Genomic DNA, 21766 nt, shown 5'->3' with positions numbered 1-21766 from the left:
CGCGTCTGTTCGCGCCCCGTTCCAATTCGCGATTCGTTCCTGTAGGCTGCGCCCCTTCGGTTTCGCGTGACGACGGTCGGTCGAGGGGTTGCATGCAGGTCGCGGTGGACGCCGTATCGCTGGCGCTGGGTGGATTCGCCGGACTCTGCCTGGGAGGTGGCTTGGTCTGGGCGATCCTGGGCGCCGCATCCGCCCGCGCCGAGGCCGCCGCCGCGGCGCTGCACGCCGAACTGGCCACCCGGCTCGACCTTGCCGAACGGGTCGAGGACGACCTGCGCGAGGAGGTCGAGGCGCGCGACCACCAGATCGCCCGCCTCCAGAGCGAGATCGCGGCGGCCCGCCAGCGCCAGGGCGAGTTGACCACCAGCCTGGAGGCCGAGCGCGCCGCCGCCGCCGAGAAGCTGGCCCTGCTGGAGCGTGCCCAGGCCACCCTGTCCGACAGCTTCAAGGCGCTGTCGGCCGAGGCACTGCGCCACAACAACCGCAGCTTCCTCGACCTGGCGCGCGAGACGCTGAACGGCTTCCAGGAGCAGGCCAGGGGCGACCTCGACAAGCGGCAGACCGCCATCGCCGCCATCGTCGATCCGGTGCGTCAGACGCTGGAGACCATGGACCGCCAGATCCGCGAGATGGAGACCACCCGCGCCGGCGCCTACGAAGGGCTGCGGCAGCAGGTGTTGTCGCTGGTCGAGACGCAGAGCCAGCTCCGTTCCGAGACCGGCAACCTCGTGCGCGCCCTGCGCAGCCCCGCCGCGCGCGGCCGCTGGGGCGAGATCCAGCTCCGCCGGGTCTGCGAGATGGCCGGGATGCTCGACCATTGCGACTTCCTCGAACAGGCGACGGTGGACAGCGCAAACGGCCGGCTGCGCCCCGATCTGGTCGTCACCCTGCCCGGCCGCAAGACCATCGTCGTCGACGCCAAGACCCCGCTGGAGGGCTATCTCGACGCCCTCCAGGCGGCCGACGAGGCCGGGCGCCGCGACGGCATGGCCCGCCACGCCCGCCATGTGCGTGACCACATGAGGCAACTCGGCACCAAGGCCTATTGGGACCAGTTCCAGGACAGCCCGGAGTTCGTCGTGCTGTTCCTGCCCGGCGAGAATTTCTTCTCCGCCGCGCTGGAGCAGGATCCCGCGCTGATCGAGGCCGGCATCGACCACCGGGTGATCCTGTCCACACCCACCACCCTGATCGCGCTGCTGCGCGCCGTCGCCTATGGCTGGCGGCAGGAGCGGCTGGCGGACAACGCCCGCGAGATCAGCGCGCTGGGCGGCGAACTGTACAAGCGGCTGTCCGATCTGGGCGGCCATCTGGAGCGGCTGGGCTCGCAGCTCGACAAGGCGGTCGGCTGCTACAACGGCGCGGTCGGCACGCTGGAGTCGCGCGTGCTGGTCACCGCGCGGCGCTTCCGCGACCTGCACGCCGCGCCCGAGGGCGCCGAGCTGCCGCTGCTGGAGCCGCTCGACCACAGCCCGCGCCGCCTCCAGGCGGCGGAGCTGCGGACCTCCGATCTTCGGCCCTCCGACTTGCGGACAGCCGAATTCCAGATGGAACCGGTCATTCCGCCTTCGGCGGCGGACTGAAGGCGACCTTGATCGGGGTGCCGTCGTTGAGACGGCCGCTGCCGGTGCCGCTCATCAGGTCCGGAGTCCGCCGCACGTCCACCGCGCCGAAGCGACCGTCGTCGCAGGACACGGCGACGATCATGCGCGGCTCGTTGCTCGACGCGTCGTAGACGCCGTTGCAGGACAGCGTCCTGTCCGCCGTCTGCACGGCGTAGCGGCCGAGCGGCGTGTCGCTGCGCGCCACCGCGAAACCATTCAGGGACGTCCGGTCGCCAACCGTGCCGGTGACGGGGAGCTGGACGATGGCGGTGCAGGCCCCGGTTGCCAGAACCAGCGCCAGGACGGGAAGGAAACGCAGCATGAAGGAACCTCGTTCGGTTGGACAGCGGGATGGACGGGAGCCGGCCAGGCGCCTTGACCGCTCCCTGTAATTTCTGTAAAACGATAATTAGTTATTGCCAAGCAGTAATTTCAGACAGGACACGGCTTCATGTCCCATTCCCTCCGCCAGAAACGGCAGGCGCGCATCGCCCGCGTCAGCCGCCGTCTCGCCGGCCTCATGACCGCGCTGCTGGTGCTGACGCCGGCCGGTCTCGCGCTCTACGCCTTCGCCTTCTCCGACGCGATGCTGACCGGACATCCCTGGCTCGCCGCGCTGCGCCTGCCGGCGCGCAGCCTGTCGGCGCTGGACTCCGCGCTGGCCACGGCGGCCTTGCTGGTCGCCGCGCTGCCGGGCCTGTGGGGGCTGTGGGAGTTGCGGGCGCTGTTCCGGGGGTTCGCCGCCGGTCTCGTGTTCTCCCCGACCTCCGCCCGGCGCTTGCGGCGCTTCGCCGCATCGCTCATGGTGTCGGGCCTCGGCGAGCCGGTCGGATCGGTGCTGCTGTCGATGGCGGTGCTGCGTTCCGTCCCGGATGGGGGGGGACCGCGAGGCTCGCTGTCGCTCAGCACCGGCGATTTGTCCGTCGTCCTGCTGGGCATGGTTCTTCTGGTCATCGCCTGGGTGATGGGCGAGGCCGCCGCCCTGGCCGATGAGAACGCCGGCTTCGTCTAACCCATTGTCTGTCCGACTCAATGCCCATTCGCGTCACGCTCGACCAGATGCTTGCCCGCCGCAGGATGAAGGCCAAGGAGTTGGCCCAGCGCATCGGCATCACCGAGGCCAACCTGTCGCTGCTGCGCACCGGAAAGGTGAAGGGGCTGCGGTTCGAGACGCTGGCCCGGATCTGCGCCGCGCTGGAATGCCAGCCCGCCGACCTGCTGGAGTATGATTCCGACCCCGCCGACCTGGACGCCGGCTCCGAAGCCGGCGGCGGCGATGCGGAGTGACGGCGCCTGTGCTAGCGTGCGCCGCGCCGCCCACCCCGGCGGCGGATCACCAACCGCTTTCCGTTCCCCCACGAGGATTGCCATGACGGACCCGACCGTCCGCTGCGAGCGCTGCCACAAGACCTACCCGGCGGAGGAGAGCGGCTGCCCGAACTGCCTTTCGATCCGCCGCACCAACGCGGTGATCGGCACGACGCTGGTGCTGCTGACGATCCTGGCGCTGGGCGGCTGGGTCGGCGCCATGGCGCTGCTCTGAGCACGCCGCCCCTGGACAGCCGGACGGGACCGGGGCGCGGATGACAGGGATTTCATGACGGACGGCGGCGGGATTGGCCCACAATGCGGCCAATCCTACGCCCATGGCCCCGAGCCCGTGGTGGGGACGCCTGGGAAAGACCGATCGATCATGAGCGACACCACCGCCTGCCCCTATTGCGGCTCCGACTATGGGCACGGCCCCGACGACTGCCCGCTGTGCCGCTCGGCCCGCCGCAAGGATCTGCTGATCCGCTGCGTCATCGGCCTGATGTTCCTGGTGCCGATCCTGACGCTGTTCGCGACGGTGCTGCTCGACAACGGGGTCGGGGCGAAGATCTTCTCGCTGGACTGACGGGCGGCGGACCGGGAAGCTCAGCCGCCGGCGCGCAGCCGCTCGTTCAGGAAGTTCGTCACCCGCGCGATGGCGTCGTTGCGCGCGTCCTCGTCGGTGCCGACATGCGCGGTGCCGCCGGGAACCGTCGCCAGATCCTTGCGCTTGCGCACCGGCGCGTCGGGCGCGTCGAAGCCGTGGTAGGCGTTGGGGTAGACGACCAACTCCATCCGCTCCTTCACGACGTCGCGCTTGGACAGCTCGACGCAGCTTTGCGGCGGGTTCCAGTCATCCTTCTCGCCGACCAGCATCAGCAGCGGACCGTCGGGCTGCCAGTCCTCGTCGCCCAGCGGGGTCTTGCAGCCGGGGTAGAAGGCGATGGCGGCGCGGAAGCCGCCCTCCTCCGACCCCGCCGGCCCGTCCTCGCCGGCGCCGAAGGCGGCCAGCACCGTGCCGGCGCCCTGCGACCAGCCCATGACCGCGATCCGGCCGCGATCCACCTCGGGGCGGTGGCGCAGATAGGCCAGCGCCGCCCAGGCGTCGCGCTTGCGCTCGACCGAGGCGCGGACCGGGCGCTCCTTGGCGGTGCAGAGGTCGGACACGCCGCGCGGGCCGAAGCTGTCGACCATCAGCACCTCGTAGCCCTGGCGCTGGAGCGTCGTCGCCCACCAGACATGGCGCGGGGACACCCGCCCGGTGCTCTTGGCGTAGAGACCGCCGCAGCCGTGCAGCAGCACCACCGACGGGTGCGGACCGCTGCCGGCGGGACGCAGCAGGCGCCCGGTCAGGGTGGTGGGGGCACCGCCGGTCAGGTCGGCGTCCTGCGAGGGGAAGCGCACGATCTCCTCGGCATGCACGCCCGACGCGGCCCGCGCGGCGGACGGCACGACCGTCCACGCCGCCATCGCCATTCCCGCCACCACCGCAAGACGCAGGGTAGAAGCCATCATTCTCGCAGGTCCCCGGCACCCGGCGCGCCACCCCGGCGGCGGCGCTCGCGATTGCAATATTAGCACCGCTTCGCCGGAAAACCACCGGCCCGCGCTGGCGGGGCCGGTGGGTGGGTGGGGCGAATTTTGCGACGTGCGGGATGGCCGCGCCTGCGCTAAGCAGGGAGCCTCGAGGGTTAAAGACACAGGCTCCCGCCATGACCACCCCCACCCCAGCCTTCCAACCCTTCTGCCTCTATTGGCTGCGCCTGGGCCTCACCAGCTTCGGCGGCCCCGCCGGGCAGATCGCCATGATGCAGAGCGAGTTGGTGGACCGGAGGCGCTGGATCGACCAGACCCGGTTCCTGCACGCGCTGAACTTCTGCATGCTGCTGCCGGGGCCGGAGGCTCAGCAGCTCGCCACCTATGTCGGCTGGCGGCTGCACGGGGTGCGCGGCGGGCTGGTGGCCGGCGGGCTGTTCCTGCTGCCCGGCGCACTCGTGCTGTTCGCCTTGTCCTGGCTGGCGGCGGCGCATGGCGACACCGGGATGGTCGGCGCGGTCTTCGACGGGATCAAGCCGGCGGTGGTCGCCATCGTGCTCGCCGCCGTCTGGCGCATGGGCCGGCGCACGCTGAAGGGACCGGCGGCGGTCGCCCTGGCGGCGGCGGCCTTCCTGGGTCTGTTCGCCTTTGGCCTGCCCTTCCCGCTGGTGATCGGCGTCGCCGCGCTGACCGGCGGGGTCGCCGCGTGGAGCGGCCGACACTGGTTCGCCCACCCCCATCCGGCCGACTCGGCCATCCTTCCCGAACCCGCCCCCCGGCCGGGGCGGCTGGCGGCGCTGGCCCTGCTGTTCGCGCTGCTGTGGGCGGTGCCGGTGGGAGCGGTGCTGGCGCTCTTCGGGACCGAGCCCTGGGGCGGCGTCGCGGCGCTGTTCACCAAGGCGGCCTTCGTCACCTTCGGCGGCGCCTACGCCGTGCTGCCCTACATCGCGCAGCAGGCGGTGGAGATCCAGGGCTGGCTGTCGCCGCGCGAGATGGTCGACGGGCTGGCGCTGGCCGAGACGACTCCGGGGCCGCTGATCCTGGTCACACAGTATGTCGGTTTCTTCGCCGGCTGGAACCATCCCGGCGCGCTGACGCCGCTCCAGGCCGGGCTGCTGGGGGCGGCGCTGACGACCTACGTCACCTTCCTGCCCTGCTTCCTGTTCATCTTTGCCGGCGCCCCCTATGTCGAGCGGCTGATCCACAACCGCATGGCGGCGGGCGCGCTCGCGGCCATCGCGGCGGCGGTGGTCGGGGTGATCCTGAATCTGGGCGTCTATCTGGGAGTGGCCGTGCTGCTGCCGAATGGAGGAGACGGCGGCTGGATCGGAACGCTCTGGGCCTGGGCGGTCATGGCGGCGGCGCTCGTGGCGCTGGTGCGCTGGAACGCCGCCATCCATTGGGTGGTGCTGGCCGGGGCTGCCGCGGGCCTCGTCCGGGCCCTCGCCGCCACCGGCCTCTGACAGGTTCCGGGAATCGCCCTCAGCGCCGGGTGGCGCGGGCGGGGGCCTCGTCCTCGGCGAAATCCTCGTCCTCGTCGTCCTCGCTCCCCTCGGGGATGTCGGGCGAATCGACGTCGATGGGAACGCCGGGGTTGTGCTTGGAGGTGCGGATCGACAGGGCCGACTTCACATGGGCGACGTTGGGCGCCGCCGTCAGCTTGGTCGTCAGGAAGCGCTGGTAATCGTCCCAGTCCTCCGCGACGATCTTCAGCACGAAGTCGTACTCGCCGGCCAGCATGTTGCACTCGCGCACCAGCGGCCAGCTGTTGACGAGCTCCTCGAATTTCTTTAGGTCCGCTTCGGCTTGGCTGCTCAAGCCCACCTGAGCGAACACGGTCACGCCGAACCCCAACGCGTCGGGGTTGACGTCCGCGTGATAGCCGCGGATGAATCCCGCCTCTTCCAGCGCGCGGACGCGGCGCAGGCAGGGCGGGGCGGAGATGCCGGCACGCCGGGCAAGCTCCACGTTGGTCATCCGACCGTCGTTCTGCAAGTCGCGCAGAATACGCCGGTCAATTCGGTCGAGTTTGACCCGCCGCATGGTTTACTCGGTCGCTCCGGGGGTGATTTGGAGAAAGGATATTACACGGTGATGGTGTCTACGCCAAGACCGAAACCCCTGCAAGAGCGGTCGCCCCTGATGCCGCGCTTTGCTCTCCTCCCTTCGCTCCCACAACAATCCGAGATATGATGCAGCCCCTGACCTGCTGGGTGGTGTCCGACGGCAAGCCGGGCATGGAGAACCAGTGCATCGGCCTGGCCGAGGCGCTGGGCCTGACGCCCGTCGTCAAGCGCGTGTCGCTGCGAGCCCCCTGGCGCCAGCTCAGCCCCTACCTGCGCGTCGGCAACCGCTTCGCCGCCGGGCCGGGCGGCGACCCGATCCAGGCGCCCTGGCCCGACCTGCTGATCGGCACCGGGCGGCAGAGCATCGCGCCGTCGCTGGCGGTGCGCCGGCAGTCGCGCGGCCGCAGCTTCACCGTGCAGATCCAGGATCCGCAGATTTCACCGCGCCATTTCGACCTCGTCGTCGTGCCGCGCCACGACAAGCTGCGCGGCGACAACGTGCTGGTGACGCGCGGCGCCCTGCACCGGGTGACACCCGCCATCCTGGCCGAGGCGGCGGCCCGTTTCGCCCCGCGCCTCGCCCATCTGCCGCACCCGCGCGTCGCCGTGCTGATCGGCGGCAACAACGGCGTCTACAGCCTGACCCCGGCGATCATGGGCGAGGTGGCGGAGAAGCTGGTCAACCTGACGCGCAGCCACGGCGCCGGGCTGATGGTGACGCCGTCGCGCCGCACCGGGGCCGACAACGAGGCGATCCTGCGCGCGCGCCTGTCCGGCCTGCCGGCCGAGGTGTGGGACGGCACCGGCGAGAACCCTTATTTCGGCTATCTCGGCCTCGCCGACGCGGTGGTCGTCACCTGCGACAGCGTGTCGATGACCTCGGAGGCCTGCTCGACCGGCAAGCCCACCTACGTCATCGAGCTCGACGGCGGCTCGCCCAAGTTCCGCGCCTTCCACGACGGGCTCTACAAGGACGGCATCACCCGGCGTTTCGACGGCACGCTCGACACATGGGACCACCCGCTGCTGAACGACACCCAGGGCGTCGCCGACGAGCTGCGCCACCGCCTTGCGGTGCACCGGGCACGGCATCACACGCAATGATCTTGCGACGAAACCGCACACCCGCTGGTATCACCAGTTTTACGGCGGTCCGGCGGGCCGCCCCATGCCATAAACGCGGGCAGTCCTGCCCAAAGTTTCGTCGATTTGGATGACTGCACCATGACCACCCCCGCCGCCGTCTCCCAGAGCTTCCTGCGCTGCCTGGACAACAGCCGGCTGTCCTCCCAGCCCTACCGGCACTGGCTGCTGACAGAAGCGCTGCCGGAGGAGTCCGCCGACGCCATCGCCGCCCTGCCCTGGGGCCCACCGCGGGTGTCCGACACCTACGGCAAGCGCGAGACCAACAACGCGTCGCGCACCTATTTCGGGGCGGAGAACCGCGCGAAGCATCCGGTGTGCGAGACGGTCGCCCAGGCCTTCCAGAGCCGGGAGGTCACCGACGCCATCCAGCGCACCTGCGACGTCGACCTGTCGGGCACCAGCCTGCGCATCGAGTATTGCCAGGACACCGACGGCTTCTGGCTGGAGCCGCACACCGACATCGGCGTGAAGAAATACACGATGCTGGTCTATCTCTCGAAGGGGGAGAACTGCGCCGATTGGGGGACCGACGTGCTGGATTCGACGAAGACCATCGTCGCCCGCGCGCCCTACGCCTTCAACGAGGGGCTGATCTTCATCCCCGGCGCCGACACCTGGCACGGCTTCGCCAAGCGGCCGATCGAGGGCGTGCGCAAGTCGATCATCGTCAACTATGTCTCGCCGGAATGGCGGGCGCGCCACGAGCTGTGCTTCCCCGACCAGCCCATTGCGTGATTAATAGCCGTCGACAACGGCGGTCGCCGACCGCCTTTCCGCCTGGAGACCTCCTGCGATGTCCATGCTCGATCTGGACAAGTTCCGCGCCACGCCCCTGCAACACGACCCGTACGACTTCCTGTGCGTGCCCGGATTCGTGAAGAAGGAGCATCTGGAGGCGCTGCACCGCGACTACCCGAAGGTGGACAAGCCGGGCTCCATCCCGCTCGGCGTCTTCCCGCAGGGGCCGGCCTTCGACGCGATGATCAAGGAGCTGAAGGGGCCGGAGGTCTGCAAGGCCTTCTCCGAGAAGTTCGACCTCGACCTGTCGCAGTACCCGACCATGTTCACCGCGCGCGGCATGTGCCGGGCGACGGACGGCAAGATCCATCCGGATTCGGCGAGCAAGGTCATCACCGTGCTGATCTACATGAACCCGCCCTGGGAAGCGGCGGGCGGGCGCCTGCGCATCCTGCGCTCGCAGAACCTGGAGGACTACGCCGCCGAGGTTCCGCCGGAGGAAGGCACCCTGATGTGCTTCCGCCGCAGCGACACCTCCTGGCACGGCCACCACCCCTTCGAGGGCCAGCGCCGGGCCATCCAGATGAACTGGGTGAAGGGCAGCGTCTACATCTGGCACGAGCAGTGGCGCCACCGCGTCGGCGCCTGGGCCAAGGGCGTGTTCGGGGGCCAGTCCAAGGGGTATTGAGGCCGCCATTCCCTCCCCCGCCCAGCGGGGGAGGGAATGGGTGGGGGCAAGTGTCTCTCCCTCACCCCACCGGCGTCCACACCGGCTCGCCGAGATCCTCGCGGAAGGCGAAGCGCTTCAGGTGGTCGATCACCACCTGCTGGAGCTGCGGCAGCCCCGCCGCGTCCGCCACCTCGATGGTGATCCCCAGCCCCGAATCGTCGGCGGCCAGCCGGCACAGGCGATCCTCGCCGAAGGGCACGGTGCCCTGATCGTCGTCATACGTCACCGCGAACTTGTGCGCCCAGTGCTTGCACAGCTGGGTCATGTAGCGGCGCCCGTTCGCCGTCGCGATGCGCGTGGTCGATGCGGCCATGGTGCTTCTCCTCCGTCCCGTGTGAAACCGCCGCTCAAGCCCGCTCGACCGCCAGGGCGGCGGCGTCGACGGCCTCGGCGATGGCCTGAATCTGTTCGGGCGTCAGTTCGCCACGCGACAGCCGCAACCGCAAGGCCAGCTTGAAGTTTTCCACCGCCCGGACGATCTGCGGCGCGGGCTCCCGGCCATGGTGGGCGCGGACATGGGCGATGCGCTCGCGGATCGCGGCGATGGTCGCGGCGTTGGCCTTCAGCGCGTCGGCGCCCTCGGGCGTGATCTCGTAGAGCTTCTTGGAACCCTCGCTCGACGCCACCCGGATGTGGCCCTGCTCCTCCAGCAGGGTCAGCGTCGGGTAGACGACGCCAGGGCTCGGGCTGTAGGCGCCGCCGACCAGTTCCTCGATCGACTTGATGAGGTCGTAGCCGGAGCGGGGCTTCTCCTCGATCAGCCAGAGCAGGACGAGGCGCAGGTCGCCCTGGCCGAAGACACGGCCCTCGCCGCGCTCGCGGCCGCCACCCCAACCACCCCAACCACCGCGATGCCCATGCCGGCCACCCCGGCCGAATCCGCGCCCGCCGCCCTCGTCGTCGAAATCCGGACGGGAAAAGCGGTGGCTGCCCTTGTGAAACAGATGCCGGAACATCAGACCCTCTCTTGATACAGTTTCGATATATCGAAAACTTAGATATATCGAAACCGTGTCGCCGGCAAGGAGGAAATGCGGCGACGGGATCCGCGGGAAGGGGGAGCACCGGGAGGGGACATCCACCGGCATCCGGACAAAGGGCTGTCGCGCCCCCAACCGACGGGCTATAACCGACGCCTTCGGCTGCTCTTTCGCGTGTGTCCTTATGCCTCTTCGGATCGAGACCTTCTCCAACGTCACCGGCGGCTCCAGCTTCTTCAAGGCGGTGGGCCACCCGCTGGCGGCGCCCAAGGCGGCCATCCTGATGGCGCGTCTGGCGTCCTACGGTCCGGTCGCCATCTACGATCCGCTGGGGCTGCTGTCGGGTCTGGCCGAGTTCTACGACCTGTCGGCCATCCCGGTGGCCGGGGTCTATGTGCAGAACGTCGAGCTGGTCGGCACCGAGATCTTCGGCCACGCCGCCCGCGCGGTGACGGAGCTGCCGGACAGCGGCGCCCGCACCGTCTTCGTCGTCGCCTTCGATTCCCAGCGCTGCGAAGGGCACATCGCCCACCTGATCCCGAAGGACGCCGGCGTCGTTTCGCTGGACGCCATGCGCGTTCCCGAGGACATGCTGAACGATCCCGCCCATTACCTGTCCAAGTTCAACTGGGCGACCAATTTCGCCTGGTTCCGCGACGAGGCCGGGCAGCACACCCGCATCGTCTCGGCCAACTACTGGCCGCGCTACGGCGCCAAGGGCACCCGGCTGTGGGCCTGCCTGTTCGACGGCAACGGCCGCCCGATCGCCGAATGGACCGAGGCGATGCCGCCCAGCGACGGCACGGTGGTGATCGACAGCCGGCAGGTGCGCGAGCGGCTTGGGCTGGACGACTTCTGCGGCACGCTGTTCCTGCACGTCATCGGCGCCGCCGGGCACGACGTGGTGAAATACGCGCTCGACACCTACGGCGACGACGACACCGTGCTGTCCTGCACCCACGACGCCAACGCCTGGCCGGCCGAGCGCTACGCCGGCCTGCCCGCCCCACGCGAGGACGAACGGGTGTCGTTGTGGATCCAGAACAGCCACCCGACGCCGATCCCGGCGGGCGCCGTCGGCCTCAACCTGATGGGCTCCGATGACATCCGCGCGCTCGACCGCGAGATCGCCCCCTTCGCCACCCTGGCGCTCGACACCCGCGAGCTGTTCCCCGACGCGCGCTGGCCCCTCCAGTTCGAGATCCAGGCCGGCAAGCATTTCGTCCGGCCGCGTTACGAAGTCGTCGCTGAAAACGGCCGCCGCCGCGTCGCCCACGCCAACGTCGAGCGCACCGACCTCAAGCCCGACCCCAGGCTGCCCAGGCTGACCGGCGGCCCCATCGGCAAGGGCCACATCCTGCCGGCTCCGCTGCTGCCGATGGAACGCTGGCGCACCATTCTGCTGCCGACGCCGATGAGCACGGCGCAGACCGAGTTGCCGGTCAAGGCGGTGGTCTACGACCGCAACGGCGCGGCGCTGGCCGAGCACCGCTTCGGCAACCTGAAGCGCTCCGACAGCGTGGCGCTCGACGTCACCGGGCTGGTCGCCGGCGCCGCCGTTCCGGACGGTTGGGGCCATGTCGAGCTGGTCTATGATTTCGAAGCCGGAACGGTCGCCGACGGCTGGCTGCACGCGCTGGTCCGTTACGAGGACGTGAACACCGGCCATGTGGCGGAAACCAGCTTCGGCAGCCACATCTTCAACACGGCGATGGTCTACCGCGACGAGCCGCAGAGCTACCATGGGCGGCCGCCCGGATTGTCGACGCGGCTGTTCCTGCGGCTGGGCGCGGCGCCGTGGGACACGCTCTGCCATCTCGTCTACCCTGCCTCGACACCCTGGCATGCCACCTCCGACACCAGCCTGGTCCTGACCCGGCGCGACGGCGTCGAAATCGCCCGGCGGAAGGTCGCCATCCCCTGCGGCGGCTCGCTCTATTGGCGGTCCTCCGAGATGTTCACGGAAGCGGAACGGACCGCGGCGGGCGAGCACGGCTATGCGCTGATCCGCGACACGACCTGCCGGCTGTTCGGCTACCACGGCTGCCTGCACGGTGACAGCGCCTTCAGCCTCGACCATATGTTCGGATTCTGACGCTCCCTCTTTGGAGCCCCCTTTCGTTCGGGACGACCCCATGCCCAGCACCCATCACAGCAAGGTCCTCATCATCGGCGCCGGTCCGGCCGGCTACACGGCGGCGATCTACGCCGCCCGCGCCAATCTGGAGCCGCTCATGGTCCAGGGCATGCAGCCGGGCGGCCAGCTGATGATCACCACCGACGTGGAGAATTTCCCCGGCTTCGCCGACCCCATCCAGGGTCCGTGGCTGATGGAGCAGATGCAGAAGCAGGCCGAGCATGTCGGCACGAAGATGGTGTTCGACCTCATCACCGAGGTCGACTTCACCGTGCGGCCCTTCGTCTGCAAGGGCGACAGCGGCGACACCTACACCGCCGACAGCGTCATCATCGCGACCGGCGCCCAGGCCCGCTGGCTGGGGATCTCCAGCGAGGAGATCTACCGCGGCGCCGGCGTGTCGGCCTGCGCCACCTGCGACGGCTTCTTCTTCCGCGGCAAGGAGGTCGCGGTGATCGGCGGCGGCAACTCGGCGGTCGAGGAGGCGCTCTACCTGACCAACCACGCCACCAAGGTGACGGTCATCCACCGCCGCGACAGCTTCCGCGCCGAGCGCATCATGCAGGACCGGCTGTTCCGCCACCCGAAGATCGAGGTGGTGTGGGACAGCGCGGTCGAGGAGATCGTCGGCGAGGGCGACGGCAGCCTGGGCAACCCGCGCGCCGTCACCGGCGTGCGCGTGAAGAACGTGAAGACCGGCGAGACCCGGACCATCCCGGCGGCCGGCGTCTTCGTCGCCATCGGCCACGAGCCGGCGACCGCCGTGTTCAAGGGCAAGGTCGCGATGGACGAGGCCGGCTACATCGTCACCGCCCCCGATTCGACGGCGACCGACGTGGCCGGCGTCTTCGCGGCCGGCGACGTGAAGGACAAGGTCTACCGGCAGGCGGTGACGGCGGCCGGCATGGGCTGCATGGCCGCGCTGGAGGCCGAGCGCTGGCTCGCCCACCACGAGCCGGCGGCCGGCGCCCACGGCGACCCGAGCCCGGCCGGGACGTGGTAACCTCCCAAAGCCCCTCTCCCCTTGTGGGAGAGGGACATCGCACCGCTTTCAAGGATGTGCTCCCATGAGCCTCGACGTCACCGCCGACACCAGCCTCGCCGCCCTCGACGCGCACGACCCGGTGGCGCGGCGGCGGCTGGCGATGCTGCACCCGGCCTTCGGTCCCGAGGCCGGCCTGCCGGGCGAGGCCAGCCTGGGCGCCGTCGCCGAGGCGACCGGCCTGCCGCTGGCCGCCGTGCTGGCGACGGCCGGCGGCGCCATCCGGGTGGTGGCGCCGGAAGGCGGCTGCGGTTGCGGCGGCGGCTCCTGCGGAACCAGCGCCACGACCCACTGAGGCGATGGCGCGGGCTCAGCGCGCGAAACCCATTCCCCTCAGAGAATCCGCCACCTCGACCGATTCGAGCGCCTCGACGAACCGGCGGACCGCCGGGCGGTCCCGGCGGGCGGCGGGAATCACGAAGTCGTAACGCTCCTCGCGCAGGGGCAGGAAACCCAGCCCGTAGAGCGACGCGGCGGTCTCGATCGCCAGTCCCCAGTCGGCGCGGCCCTGCGCCACCGCGACCGCCACCGCGTTGTGCGATTTCGCCTGGGTCCAGTAGCCGGTCGGGCGCGCCGCCCCCAGCAGGCGGTCGGCCAGGATGCGCGTGCCGCTGCCGGCGTTGCGGTTGATCAGGATGCAGTCCGGCCGCTCCGCCGCCGCCCGCGCGGCCTCCGCCGCCGCCCTGCCTTCGAAGCGCGGATCGCCGCGCCGGAAGACGATGCCCTGCATGCGGCGGTAGCCGGCGACCAGCTCCAGGCCCGGCGCCAGGAAGGGCGTGTTGTAGACCTCCGTCTCCGGATCCATCAGATGGATGGGCGCCACGTCGCACTCGCCGCGCCGCGCCGCCGCCAGACCGCCCATCGAGCCGACGTTGAGCGCCTTCACCGTCATCCCCCCGGCGATCAGCCCGCCAAGCACGGCGTTCAGGCCGAGGCACTGGCTGCCGACCACGATCAGGTCGGCCGGCGCCAGCGAACGGCCGAGCCGTTGCACCGACACCGGCGTGCCGGCTTCCACCATTTCCGCCTGGGCGTCGATGGCAAGAAAGCCGTCGGCGTGGCTGAAGGCGGTCACCGCCCCCGAGCCCTTGGAGAGCGGATAGGCGGCGAGCACGCCCTCCTCCGCCCCCTGCACCAGCGAGACCATCACATATTCGGTGCGCCCGCGCTCCGAACCCAGCCGGACCGGCAGGGTCGCCGGCACCGTCTCCACCGCCGCCGGCGGCAGACCGGCGAGCGCGCGGATCACCGGCGCCACGAAGCTGTGGAAGGTGAACATCGCCGAGGTCGGGAAGCCCGGCAGGATCACCACCGGCTTGCCGCGCGTCACCGCCAGACAGAGCGGCTTGCCCGGCTTCAACGCCACGCCATGGGCGACGATGCCGGGATCGGTCAGTCGCGCAACGACGCGGTGGGAGCGGTCCCCCGCCCCCTTCGACGTGCCGCCCGACAGCAGCAGCGCGTCGCATTCCAGCCCCCGGGCAACCAGCGCCTCCAGCTGGGCGTCGTCGTCGGCGGCGATGCCCAGCGGCACCGGCTCGCCGCCCGACTCGGCGACGGCGGCGGCGAGGATCGCGGCGTTGCTGTCATAGACGGCGCCGGTCCGCATCGGCTGGCCGGGGGCGACGATCTCGTCGCCGGTGGACAGGATGGCGACGCGCGGCCGGCGGACCACCGCGACCTCGGCCTGCCCGATGGCGGCGAGCACGCCGATCTCCCGCGAGGTCAGCACCTGCCCGCGCCGCAGCACCACCTCGCCGCGCCCGATGTCGGACCCGGCGGCGGCGACGAAGGCGCCGGGGGTCGACGGTCTCGACAGGGCGATGAAAAGGCCGCCGCTCTCGCCCGGCGTCTCGACCGGCTCGGTGTGTTCGACCATCGCCACCGCGTCGGCCCCGCGCGGCAGCATGCCGCCGGTGGCGATCACCGTGGCGGTGCCCGGCTCCACCGTCAGGGCCGGGGCACGGCCGGCGGCCAGCACCTCGTCGTTGAGGCGCAGGCGGATCGGGTTGTCCTCGGCCGCACCGAGGCTGTCGGCGGCGCGCAGGGCGAAACCGTCCACCACCGAGCGGTCGAAGCCCGGCACGTCCACCCCGGCGACCACGTCGGTCGCCAGCACCCGACCGAGCGCCGCGGCGAGGGTCACGCTCTCCTCCCCGCGCGGCGTGAGATCGAGGTGGCGGTGGAAGCGGGCGCGCGCCTCCTCGCCGCTGACGACGTCGAGAAACTGCTCCTGGCGCGCGGCCTGGGCGACGAAACGGCGGACATCCTCGGTGGCCACGCGGAATTCCCTCTTCGTCAGGCCGGCGGATCGAAGAGGTAGATGGTGACGGGCGCCCCTTCGGGCACACCCTCACTTTCGGCCGGGATCAGGACGAAGCCGTCGGCACGAGCCGCCGCCGCCAGCCCCGGCAGCGAGGGCGAGGCCACCGGCTCGACACGGCCATCGGCCATCAGCCGCACCCGGTGCAGGTCGACGCAGCCGATCTCGGACACCAGCTTGCGGCTGGTCACGGCGGGCAGCGCCCGCAGGGGCAGCGCCGCCGGGCACCCGGTCATCCGCCGCACCGCCCGCCCGCCGAGCAGCTCGTAGGCGGCAAGGCAGGCCATCGGCTCGCCGGGCAGCAGAACCACCGGGATCCCGCCCGCGAGGCCCAGCCCGGCGCTGTCGCCGGGACGCACGGCGATGCCATGGATCGACAGCTCGCCGGCGCGGGCCAGAGCCGGCGGCATGAGGTCGTCATGCCCCAGCCCGGTGCGCCCGGCGCCCAGGACCAGATCGGCCCCCGGCCGCAGCAGAGCGCCGCACAGGGCGTCCCGGTCGGCGGGCAGCGGGCCGACCAGTTCGGGAACGCCGCCGTCGCGGCGGACCAGCGCGGTCAGCAGGGCGCCCAGCCCCTCGGCTCCGGCGCGTGGGCCGCCGGCCAGCAGGATGCGGACGCGCGGGCGTGGCGTGACGGCGATTCCGGCCAACCCCAGCGCGGCGAGCAGGCCGAGATCGGACGGGCGCAGCCGGCGCCCGGTCTCCAGCACCGGCGTGCCGGCCTTCAGCGCCGCGCCGCGCCGCTCCACCCCGGCGCCGGGGGCAACGGCGTCGAGCGCCTCCACCAGAACGCCCAGGGCCTGCACGAACTCGAAGGGCAGTACGGCGTCGGCGCCCGGCGGCAGCGCCTCTCCGGCGGAGACCGGACGAACGGACGGGAGCGGGACCGGGTTGTAGGAGCCGGCCCCCAGCGTGTCCACGGAGGCCACGGCGTAGCCGTCCCGCAGGGCGCGGTCACGGTCGGGAAGATCGCAGGGGGAGAGGATCGGCGCGGCCAGCGCGAGGCCGGCGGCGTCGGCCAACGTCACCCGACGCGGCGTGGAGGGGAGGCAGTGGCGGTCGATCCAGCCCTGCGCCGCCGCCAGCGGCGCGCGGGAGGGAAAACCGCGTTCCCGGACGTCATGAAAGGGGACGGTCCTGGCGACGGTGCAGGGGGCGACGGTGCAGGGGGCGGCGCGAGGGGCGCACGGCGACCGCTCCCTTCCCCGCCGGAGGGAGGAAGGTTGGGACGGGGGGGATGGCGTCGGCTCGTTTGCGAAGGTCACAAAGCTGGAACGCTGACACCCTGCACCCGGTTCCGTCCGGCCCGCTTGGCCTGGTACAGCATCTGGTCGGCGGTCTGCGCCAGCCGGTCGGGCACGCTGCCGACCTCCGGGGTCATGGTGGCGACGCCCAGGCTGATGGTGATGTGCGGCGCCACCGGCGACTGGGCATGCGGGATGCCGCAATCGGCGACGGCGGCGCGCAGCCGCTCGGCGACCTGCCCGGCCCCCGCGCTCGACGTCTCGGGAAGCAGGCAGACGAACTCCTCGCCGCCGTAGCGGGCGACGAGGTCGCAGGGGCGCTGCACCCGCTCGGCCAGCAGTTCGGCGACCGCACGCAGGCATTCGTCGCCGGCCTGATGGCCGTAATGGTCATTGTAGGCCTTGAAATGATCGACATCGAGCAGGATCAGCGACATCGGCTGCTGCGCCCGCCCGCAGCGCCGCCACTCCCGCGCCATCGCCTCGTCGAAGCGGCGGCGGTTGGCGATGCCGGTCAGCCCGTCGAGGAAGGACAGGCTGCGCAGCAGGTCGGCCTGCCGCTTCAGCAACAGATGGTTGCGCACCCGCGCCTTCACGATGGGCGGGCTGATCGGCTTGGTGATGAAGTCGATCGCCCCGACCTCCAGCCCCCTGGTCTCGTCCTCGACCTCGCTCTTGGCGGAGATGAAGATGACCGGGATGTCGTGGGTCGCCGGGTCGGACTTGATGCGGGTGCAGACCTCGTAGCCGTCCATGCCCGGCATCATGATGTCGAGCAGAACGAGGTCGGGAAGCCGCGTCTGCACCAGATCCAGGGCACGTTCGCCGTCGGTGGCGAAATAGATGTCGTAATCCTCCTTCAGGATCCGGCTGAGGACGTGGATGTTGGAAGGGATGTCGTCCACGACCAGGATCTTGGGGCGCACATCGGCCATGGGCGGTTCAAACCGTCTGTGTCGAAAGGCCCAACTCCCGTGCGATCCGCTGCACGATGCCGAGTGCCTTGGTGAAATCCAGACTGTCGATGGCGGACGACAGACCCTTCATGGTGGAAGGATCGACCCAATCCGCCAGAAGAGGCGACAGGATAGCGAATTCCTCCGCCGCTGCGAAGTTGCTGTCTTGCAGCAAAGTCGCAAATTGCGGCAAGGCGGCTTCCAGGGCAACCCGGTCGAGGGACGAATTCACCGCGTCAGTTCCCTCTGGGGTTGCGGCCGACGGCGTGGCGTCGAGCAGCCGCGCCGATTCGAGGACGGCCGACAGCTCGGCGCGCAGCACGGGAAGCTGTCCGGCCACCCCCGCCGCATCGCCCTGGAACGCGGCCACCTGCATGGTGTCGGCGGCGGCGGACAGGCGGCGGGCGCCGACGTTGCCGGCCACGCTCTTCAACTCATGGCTGATGGCCTTGGCGCGGGACAGGTCGCCACCGTCCAGCGCCGTGGCGATGGCGTCGGCCACCCCGCCATAGCTGCGCGCGAACTCCGCGACGAAGCGGCGCAGCAGGTCGGCGTCGCCGTCCAGGCGGTTCAGCGCGTCGGTCAGGTCGATGCCGGGCAGGCGGTCCGGCAGCCCGTCGGGGCGAAGGGCGGCGGCCTCCGCCGGCGGCGGTCCGGATAGTGGCGATCCGGATGGCGGCGGTCCGCCGAGGGACGCGCCGGCTGGCGCCGCCGTCAGCAGCGGCGGACCGACCCAGCGGGCGAGCACATCGAAAAGCTGCTGGAGATCGAAGGGCTTGGGGACATGGTCGTTCATGCCATGGTCGAGGCAGCGCTGCCGGTCGACCGGCAGGGCGCTGGCGGTCATGGCGATGATCGGCAGACCGCTCCCACCGGGCAGGGCGCGGATCGCCGCCGTCGCCTCGAACCCGTCCATGTCCGGCATCTGCACATCCATCAGCACGGCGTCGAAGCCATGCCCCGCCTGGCGGACGCGGTCGAGCGCCTGCCGCCCGGTGCCGGCCGTGGTGACGCGCGCGCCGGCCCGCTCCAGGATTTCGCGCGCGACTTCCTGGCTGATGACGTTGTCCTCGACCAGCAGCAGCCGGCGGCCGCGCAGCACGCGGCTGGCGTCCCAGCCCGGTCCCGACAGGGCCGGGCCCGAGCCGGCGGCCGGCGCCGCCAGGGCCGAGGGCTCCGGCCCGGCCTTCCCGGCGGGCTCGGCGTAGGCGACCGTCACGGCGTCCAGCAAGGTGGAGGGGGTGACCGGCTTGACCAGGAAGCCGGCGATGCCGATCTCCTCGAACCGCGCCCCGACCCGCTCGCGCCCATAGCCGCTGATGACGATGATCATCGGTGCGCCGACGCTGGAATCGGCGCGGATGCGGCGCGCCGCCTCCATCCCGTCCATCCCCGGCATCTTCCAGTCCATCAGCACGACGTCGTAAGGCGCGCCGCCGGCCGCCGCCCGCTCCAACTCCTCGAGCGCGGCCGGAGCGTCGCGGCAGGCGGTGACCGACCAGCCGAAGGTTTGGGCGATCTCGGCCAGCACCGCGCGCGCGGTCGCGTTGTCGTCCACCACCAGCACCGACAGGTCACGCGGCAGCGGGCGCATCGCCGGCGTACGGACGGCGGCGTACGGGCGGCGGTCGAACCGCGCGTCGAAATGGAAATCGCTGCCCTGCCCCGGCGCGCTGTCCACGTCCATCGAACCGCCCATCAGCCCGACCAGCCGCGTGCAGATCGCCAGCCCCAGCCCGGTCCCGCCGAAGCGCCGGGTGGTGGAGCTGTCGCCCTGGCTGAAGGCCTGGAACAGCCGCTCGCGCTGTTCCGGAGCGATGCCGATGCCGGTGTCGCGCACCGAGAAGGTGAGGACCGCGTGGTCGGCGGCCACCAGCTTCGGCCGCACCGAGACCACCACCTCGCCGGCGTCGGTGAACTTGATGGCGTTGCCGGCCAGGTTGATCAGCACCTGCTGGAGACGCAGCGGGTCGCCGACCAGGTCGAGCGGCACGTCGGGCGCCACCGCGAACAGCACCTCGATGTCCTTTTCCTGGGCGGCGGAGCCGATGATGACGGCCAGATTCTGCAACAGCTCGTCGAGCCGGAAATCGACGCGCTCCAGTTCCATCTTCCCGGCCTCGACCTTCGAGAAGTCGAGGATGTCGTTGAGGATGCCGAGCAGCGACTGCGCCGACACCCGCACCTTCTGCACGTAATCGGCCTGCCGCGCCGACAGCTCGGTCTGCCGCAGCAGGTGGATCAGCCCGAGGATCGCGTTCATCGGGGTGCGGATCTCGTGGCTCATGTTGGCCAGGAACTCGCTCTTCGAGCGGCTGGCCAGCTCGGCGGCAAGGCGCGCGCTCTGCATCGCCTCCTCCGCCTTCTTGCGCTCGGCGATTTCGTGGAAGACGACGACGGCGCCCTCGACCCGGCCGTCCTCCAGCATCGGCGAGGCGGTGAACTCCACCGTCACCGGCTGGCCCGACCTCGTCCAGTAGGTGTCCTCCAGCCCGCGCCGGGTCTCGCCGCTGTGCAGCACCTCGGTCACCGGGCTTTCGGCCACCGGGTAGGGGCTGCCGTCGGCCCGCGAATGATGGATCAGCGCGTGCAGGCTGCGGCCCAGCATCTCGTCCTTGCCGTAGCCGGTCAGCGCGCAGGCCGCCGGGTTGGCGAAGGTGATCTGGCCGGCGCGGTCGACTCCGCAGATGCTGTCGGAGGCCGATTGCAGGATCAGGTTCATCCGCCGGTTGGCGGTGGCGAAGGCACGGTTGGCCTCCTCCAGGCGGCGGGCGGTGGCGTCGAGGTCGGCGTTGGCCTCGGCCAGACGGCGCAGCCCGACGCTCTCGCGCCCCAGGCTGCGGGCGGCGGCGTAGGCCAGCCCGGCGCAGGCCAGCACCGCCAGCGCCACGAGGACGCCGCTGCGGATCGTCCGTTCATGCCACGCCGCCAGTTCGGTGTCCTTCGACAACCCGACCACCGCGACCAGCGGCAGGGACGGGACGCGCTGGTAGGAGACGACGCGCAGGCCGCCCGCCACCGGGGCGGCGACCTCGAACGTCTCGGTCGCGGCCTGGGTGGCGCGGCGCAACGCCTCGCGCCCATCCTCGCCCTCCAGCGGCTCGCCGGCCGGGAGGCGCAGCACCGGCGTGCCGTCGGAACGGAACAGCGCGATGCTGGCGCCGGCGCCGAGATCGAGGCTTTCGAAAAGCTGGCGGTAATAGTCGATCTCGACGTTGGCGTGGATGACGCCCCGGAACCGCCCGTCCATCATGATCCGGCGGCTGACGGTGAAGGAGAGCTGGCCGCTGTGGCGGCCGACGATGCGCTCCCCGACATGGAAATCCGCTCCCGCCGCATGGGCCTGGAAATAGGCGCGGTCTGAGACGTTGACCGAAGGCGTCGGGTACTGCCGGCTGGTCAGCAGGCTGCCGCCGTCGGCGCCATGGACCCAGACCGCCGCGATCTCCGGAAGATTCTCCACCATCTCGTGGGTGGTTTCCCACACGGCGCGGTTGGTCGCGAGGCCCTCGATGCCGTGCGTGCGGATCTGGTCCAGCACGCGGGCCAGCGCCAGATCGCCGGTGTTGACCGAACGGCGCACATGCTCCTGCAACAGGCGGGCCGTACCCTGGGCCTGCTCGCGCGCGTGGTGAAGAGTCTCATTGCGGTCGCTCCAGGCGACGAAACCCCAGAAACCGACGGCGAACAGCACGATCAGCCCGAAGGTGGCGAGCAGAAGGGGCCGCAGCCGGGACGGCGAAAGCGCCGCCGGCTCCGCCATGGTCGGAGTCGCATCCATCATCGCCGCTGCCCGCCAGACCTTCTCGCCAGACCTTTTGGCCGAAGTATGGGCTTCGGCCCTCGGCGCCCGCAAGTGACTTGATCGGGGCAGAGCCGGCGCGCTGAGGGCCAGTGCCCGGACCGTGAATCGGCGAGCCGGGGAAGACGGTCGCGGGGCGGGACGAGGACGC

21 protein-coding genes are annotated in these 21766 nt (G+C 70.9%); 12 read left to right on the top strand and 9 right to left on the bottom strand.

Going from position 1 to position 21766, the window contains the following annotated elements; translation table 11 throughout:
* Nucleotides 1-92 precede the first annotated feature (92 nt).
* Complete coding sequence (locus J2847_RS17895) at nt 93-1583, top strand: DNA recombination protein RmuC (RefSeq protein ID WP_209780248.1); 1491 nt, start codon at nt 93-95, stop codon at nt 1581-1583.
* Here J2847_RS17895 and J2847_RS17890 read toward each other — a convergent pair.
* Nucleotides 1558-1926, bottom strand: a complete 369-nt coding sequence (locus J2847_RS17890) for a hypothetical protein (protein ID WP_209780247.1) — start codon at nt 1924-1926, stop codon at nt 1558-1560. The two genes, J2847_RS17895 and J2847_RS17890, sit on opposite strands and share 26 nt — an antisense overlap.
* Nucleotides 1927-2055: 129 nt before the next feature.
* Between J2847_RS17890 and J2847_RS17885 the strand changes: the two genes are divergently transcribed.
* From J2847_RS17885 to J2847_RS17870, 4 genes are all read left to right on the top strand, one after another.
* A complete protein-coding gene (locus J2847_RS17885) occupies nt 2056-2616 on the top strand; it encodes a DUF2975 domain-containing protein (protein WP_209780246.1) in 561 nt (186 codons plus the stop codon).
* A 20-nt stretch (nt 2617-2636) separates the two neighbouring features.
* Nucleotides 2637-2891, top strand: a complete 255-nt coding sequence (locus tag J2847_RS17880; RefSeq protein WP_209780245.1) for a helix-turn-helix domain-containing protein — start codon at nt 2637-2639, stop codon at nt 2889-2891.
* An 82-nt stretch (nt 2892-2973) separates the two neighbouring features.
* Nucleotides 2974-3147: a hypothetical protein gene (locus J2847_RS17875; protein WP_209780244.1), complete on the top strand. Its 174-nt coding sequence runs from the start codon at nt 2974-2976 to the stop codon at nt 3145-3147.
* A 150-nt stretch (nt 3148-3297) separates the two neighbouring features.
* Nucleotides 3298-3501 carry a hypothetical protein gene (locus tag J2847_RS17870; RefSeq protein WP_085554948.1) on the top strand — a complete coding sequence of 68 codons (204 nt, stop codon included), beginning with the start codon at nt 3298-3300 and terminating at the stop codon, nt 3499-3501.
* A 20-nt stretch (nt 3502-3521) separates the two neighbouring features.
* Here J2847_RS17870 and J2847_RS17865 read toward each other — a convergent pair whose 3' ends face one another.
* Complete coding sequence (locus J2847_RS17865; RefSeq protein ID WP_209780243.1) at nt 3522-4430, bottom strand: dienelactone hydrolase family protein; 909 nt, start codon at nt 4428-4430, stop codon at nt 3522-3524.
* A 197-nt stretch (nt 4431-4627) separates the two neighbouring features.
* Between J2847_RS17865 and chrA the strand changes: the two genes are divergently transcribed.
* Nucleotides 4628-5914, top strand: a complete 1287-nt coding sequence (gene chrA / locus J2847_RS17860) for a chromate efflux transporter (protein WP_209780242.1) — start codon at nt 4628-4630, stop codon at nt 5912-5914.
* Nucleotides 5915-5933: 19 nt separating this feature from the next.
* Here the strand turns inward: chrA and J2847_RS17855 are convergent, their stop codons facing one another.
* On the bottom strand, nt 5934-6494 hold the full coding sequence (locus J2847_RS17855; RefSeq protein ID WP_209780241.1) for an Lrp/AsnC family transcriptional regulator: 561 nt from the start codon (nt 6492-6494) through the stop codon (nt 5934-5936).
* Between the two features lie 146 nt (nt 6495-6640).
* Here J2847_RS17855 and J2847_RS17850 point away from each other — a divergent pair, with 146 nt between their 5' ends.
* From J2847_RS17850 to J2847_RS17840, 3 genes are all read left to right on the top strand, one after another.
* Nucleotides 6641-7621: a mitochondrial fission ELM1 family protein gene (locus tag J2847_RS17850; protein ID WP_209780240.1), complete on the top strand. Its 981-nt coding sequence runs from the start codon at nt 6641-6643 to the stop codon at nt 7619-7621.
* Nucleotides 7622-7741: 120 nt separating this feature from the next.
* Nucleotides 7742-8398, top strand: a complete 657-nt coding sequence (locus J2847_RS17845; RefSeq protein ID WP_209780239.1) for a 2OG-Fe(II) oxygenase — start codon at nt 7742-7744, stop codon at nt 8396-8398.
* A gap of 58 nt (nt 8399-8456) precedes the next feature.
* On the top strand, nt 8457-9089 hold the full coding sequence (locus tag J2847_RS17840; protein WP_085554952.1) for a 2OG-Fe(II) oxygenase: 633 nt from the start codon (nt 8457-8459) through the stop codon (nt 9087-9089).
* 61 nt (nt 9090-9150) lie between these two features.
* On the opposite strand, the gene J2847_RS17835 is transcribed toward J2847_RS17840, so the two are convergent.
* Nucleotides 9151-9444, bottom strand: coding sequence for a DUF2218 domain-containing protein (locus J2847_RS17835; RefSeq protein WP_209780238.1), 294 nt, complete (start codon nt 9442-9444; stop codon nt 9151-9153).
* A 34-nt stretch (nt 9445-9478) separates the two neighbouring features.
* Nucleotides 9479-10087 carry a PadR family transcriptional regulator gene (locus tag J2847_RS17830; RefSeq protein WP_209780237.1) on the bottom strand — a complete coding sequence of 203 codons (609 nt, stop codon included), beginning with the start codon at nt 10085-10087 and terminating at the stop codon, nt 9479-9481.
* Between the two features lie 208 nt (nt 10088-10295).
* Here J2847_RS17830 and J2847_RS17825 point away from each other — a divergent pair, with 208 nt between their 5' ends.
* From J2847_RS17825 to J2847_RS17815, 3 genes are all read left to right on the top strand, one after another.
* The gene (locus J2847_RS17825) at nt 10296-12206 is read left to right on the top strand and encodes a hypothetical protein (RefSeq protein WP_209780236.1); all 1911 of its coding nucleotides are present in this window, start codon (nt 10296-10298) and stop codon (nt 12204-12206) included.
* A 40-nt stretch (nt 12207-12246) separates the two neighbouring features.
* On the top strand, nt 12247-13251 hold the full coding sequence (gene trxB, locus J2847_RS17820) for a thioredoxin-disulfide reductase (protein ID WP_209780235.1): 1005 nt from the start codon (nt 12247-12249) through the stop codon (nt 13249-13251).
* Between the two features lie 64 nt (nt 13252-13315).
* The gene (locus tag J2847_RS17815; protein ID WP_085554956.1) at nt 13316-13585 is read left to right on the top strand and encodes a hypothetical protein; all 270 of its coding nucleotides are present in this window, start codon (nt 13316-13318) and stop codon (nt 13583-13585) included.
* Nucleotides 13586-13600: 15 nt separating this feature from the next.
* Here J2847_RS17815 and J2847_RS17810 read toward each other — a convergent pair whose 3' ends face one another.
* The 4 genes from J2847_RS17810 to J2847_RS17795 all read right to left on the bottom strand — a co-directional run bounded on the left by J2847_RS17810 (nt 13601) and on the right by J2847_RS17795 (nt 21597).
* Entirely contained in the window at nt 13601-15571 is a 1971-nt protein-coding gene (locus J2847_RS17810; protein WP_209780234.1) for a molybdopterin biosynthesis protein, read from the bottom strand.
* A 17-nt stretch (nt 15572-15588) separates the two neighbouring features.
* Nucleotides 15589-16698, bottom strand: coding sequence for a molybdopterin-binding protein (locus J2847_RS17805; protein WP_211114776.1), 1110 nt, complete (start codon nt 16696-16698; stop codon nt 15589-15591).
* 176 nt (nt 16699-16874) lie between these two features.
* On the bottom strand, nt 16875-17792 hold the full coding sequence (locus J2847_RS17800; RefSeq protein ID WP_085554959.1) for a diguanylate cyclase domain-containing protein: 918 nt from the start codon (nt 17790-17792) through the stop codon (nt 16875-16877).
* A gap of 7 nt (nt 17793-17799) precedes the next feature.
* Nucleotides 17800-21597 carry a response regulator gene (locus tag J2847_RS17795; RefSeq protein ID WP_209780232.1) on the bottom strand — a complete coding sequence of 1266 codons (3798 nt, stop codon included), beginning with the start codon at nt 21595-21597 and terminating at the stop codon, nt 17800-17802.
* Between the last annotated feature and the right edge of the window lie 169 nt (nt 21598-21766).

It is taken from the genome of Azospirillum agricola, from assembly GCF_017876095.1.
GTDB classification, from domain to species: domain Bacteria; phylum Pseudomonadota; class Alphaproteobacteria; order Azospirillales; family Azospirillaceae; genus Azospirillum; species Azospirillum agricola.
Note: the sequence above shows the minus strand (reverse complement) of the source record. Positions and strands in the feature narration are given on the sequence as shown.

Bases quoted from the DNA above. Each gene is read 5' to 3' on its own strand.
- J2847_RS17895 (WP_209780248.1), top strand. From the start codon at position 93: ATGCAGGTCGCGGTGGACGCCGTATCGCTGGCGCTGGGTGGATTCGCC.
- J2847_RS17890 (WP_209780247.1), bottom strand. From the start codon at position 1,926: ATGCTGCGTTTCCTTCCCGTCCTGGCGCTGGTTCTGGCAACCGGGGCC.
- J2847_RS17885 (WP_209780246.1), top strand. From the start codon at position 2,056: ATGTCCCATTCCCTCCGCCAGAAACGGCAGGCGCGCATCGCCCGCGTC.
- J2847_RS17880 (WP_209780245.1), top strand. From the start codon at position 2,637: ATGCCCATTCGCGTCACGCTCGACCAGATGCTTGCCCGCCGCAGGATG.
- J2847_RS17875 (WP_209780244.1), top strand. From the start codon at position 2,974: ATGACGGACCCGACCGTCCGCTGCGAGCGCTGCCACAAGACCTACCCG.
- J2847_RS17870 (WP_085554948.1), top strand. From the start codon at position 3,298: ATGAGCGACACCACCGCCTGCCCCTATTGCGGCTCCGACTATGGGCAC.
- J2847_RS17865 (WP_209780243.1), bottom strand. From the start codon at position 4,430: ATGATGGCTTCTACCCTGCGTCTTGCGGTGGTGGCGGGAATGGCGATG.
- chrA (WP_209780242.1), top strand. From the start codon at position 4,628: ATGACCACCCCCACCCCAGCCTTCCAACCCTTCTGCCTCTATTGGCTG.
- J2847_RS17855 (WP_209780241.1), bottom strand. From the start codon at position 6,494: ATGCGGCGGGTCAAACTCGACCGAATTGACCGGCGTATTCTGCGCGAC.
- J2847_RS17850 (WP_209780240.1), top strand. From the start codon at position 6,641: ATGATGCAGCCCCTGACCTGCTGGGTGGTGTCCGACGGCAAGCCGGGC.
- J2847_RS17845 (WP_209780239.1), top strand. From the start codon at position 7,742: ATGACCACCCCCGCCGCCGTCTCCCAGAGCTTCCTGCGCTGCCTGGAC.
- J2847_RS17840 (WP_085554952.1), top strand. From the start codon at position 8,457: ATGTCCATGCTCGATCTGGACAAGTTCCGCGCCACGCCCCTGCAACAC.
- J2847_RS17835 (WP_209780238.1), bottom strand. From the start codon at position 9,444: ATGGCCGCATCGACCACGCGCATCGCGACGGCGAACGGGCGCCGCTAC.
- J2847_RS17830 (WP_209780237.1), bottom strand. From the start codon at position 10,087: ATGTTCCGGCATCTGTTTCACAAGGGCAGCCACCGCTTTTCCCGTCCG.
- J2847_RS17825 (WP_209780236.1), top strand. From the start codon at position 10,296: ATGCCTCTTCGGATCGAGACCTTCTCCAACGTCACCGGCGGCTCCAGC.
- trxB (WP_209780235.1), top strand. From the start codon at position 12,247: ATGCCCAGCACCCATCACAGCAAGGTCCTCATCATCGGCGCCGGTCCG.
- J2847_RS17815 (WP_085554956.1), top strand. From the start codon at position 13,316: ATGAGCCTCGACGTCACCGCCGACACCAGCCTCGCCGCCCTCGACGCG.
- J2847_RS17800 (WP_085554959.1), bottom strand. From the start codon at position 17,792: ATGGCCGATGTGCGCCCCAAGATCCTGGTCGTGGACGACATCCCTTCC.
- J2847_RS17795 (WP_209780232.1), bottom strand. From the start codon at position 21,597: ATGATGGATGCGACTCCGACCATGGCGGAGCCGGCGGCGCTTTCGCCG.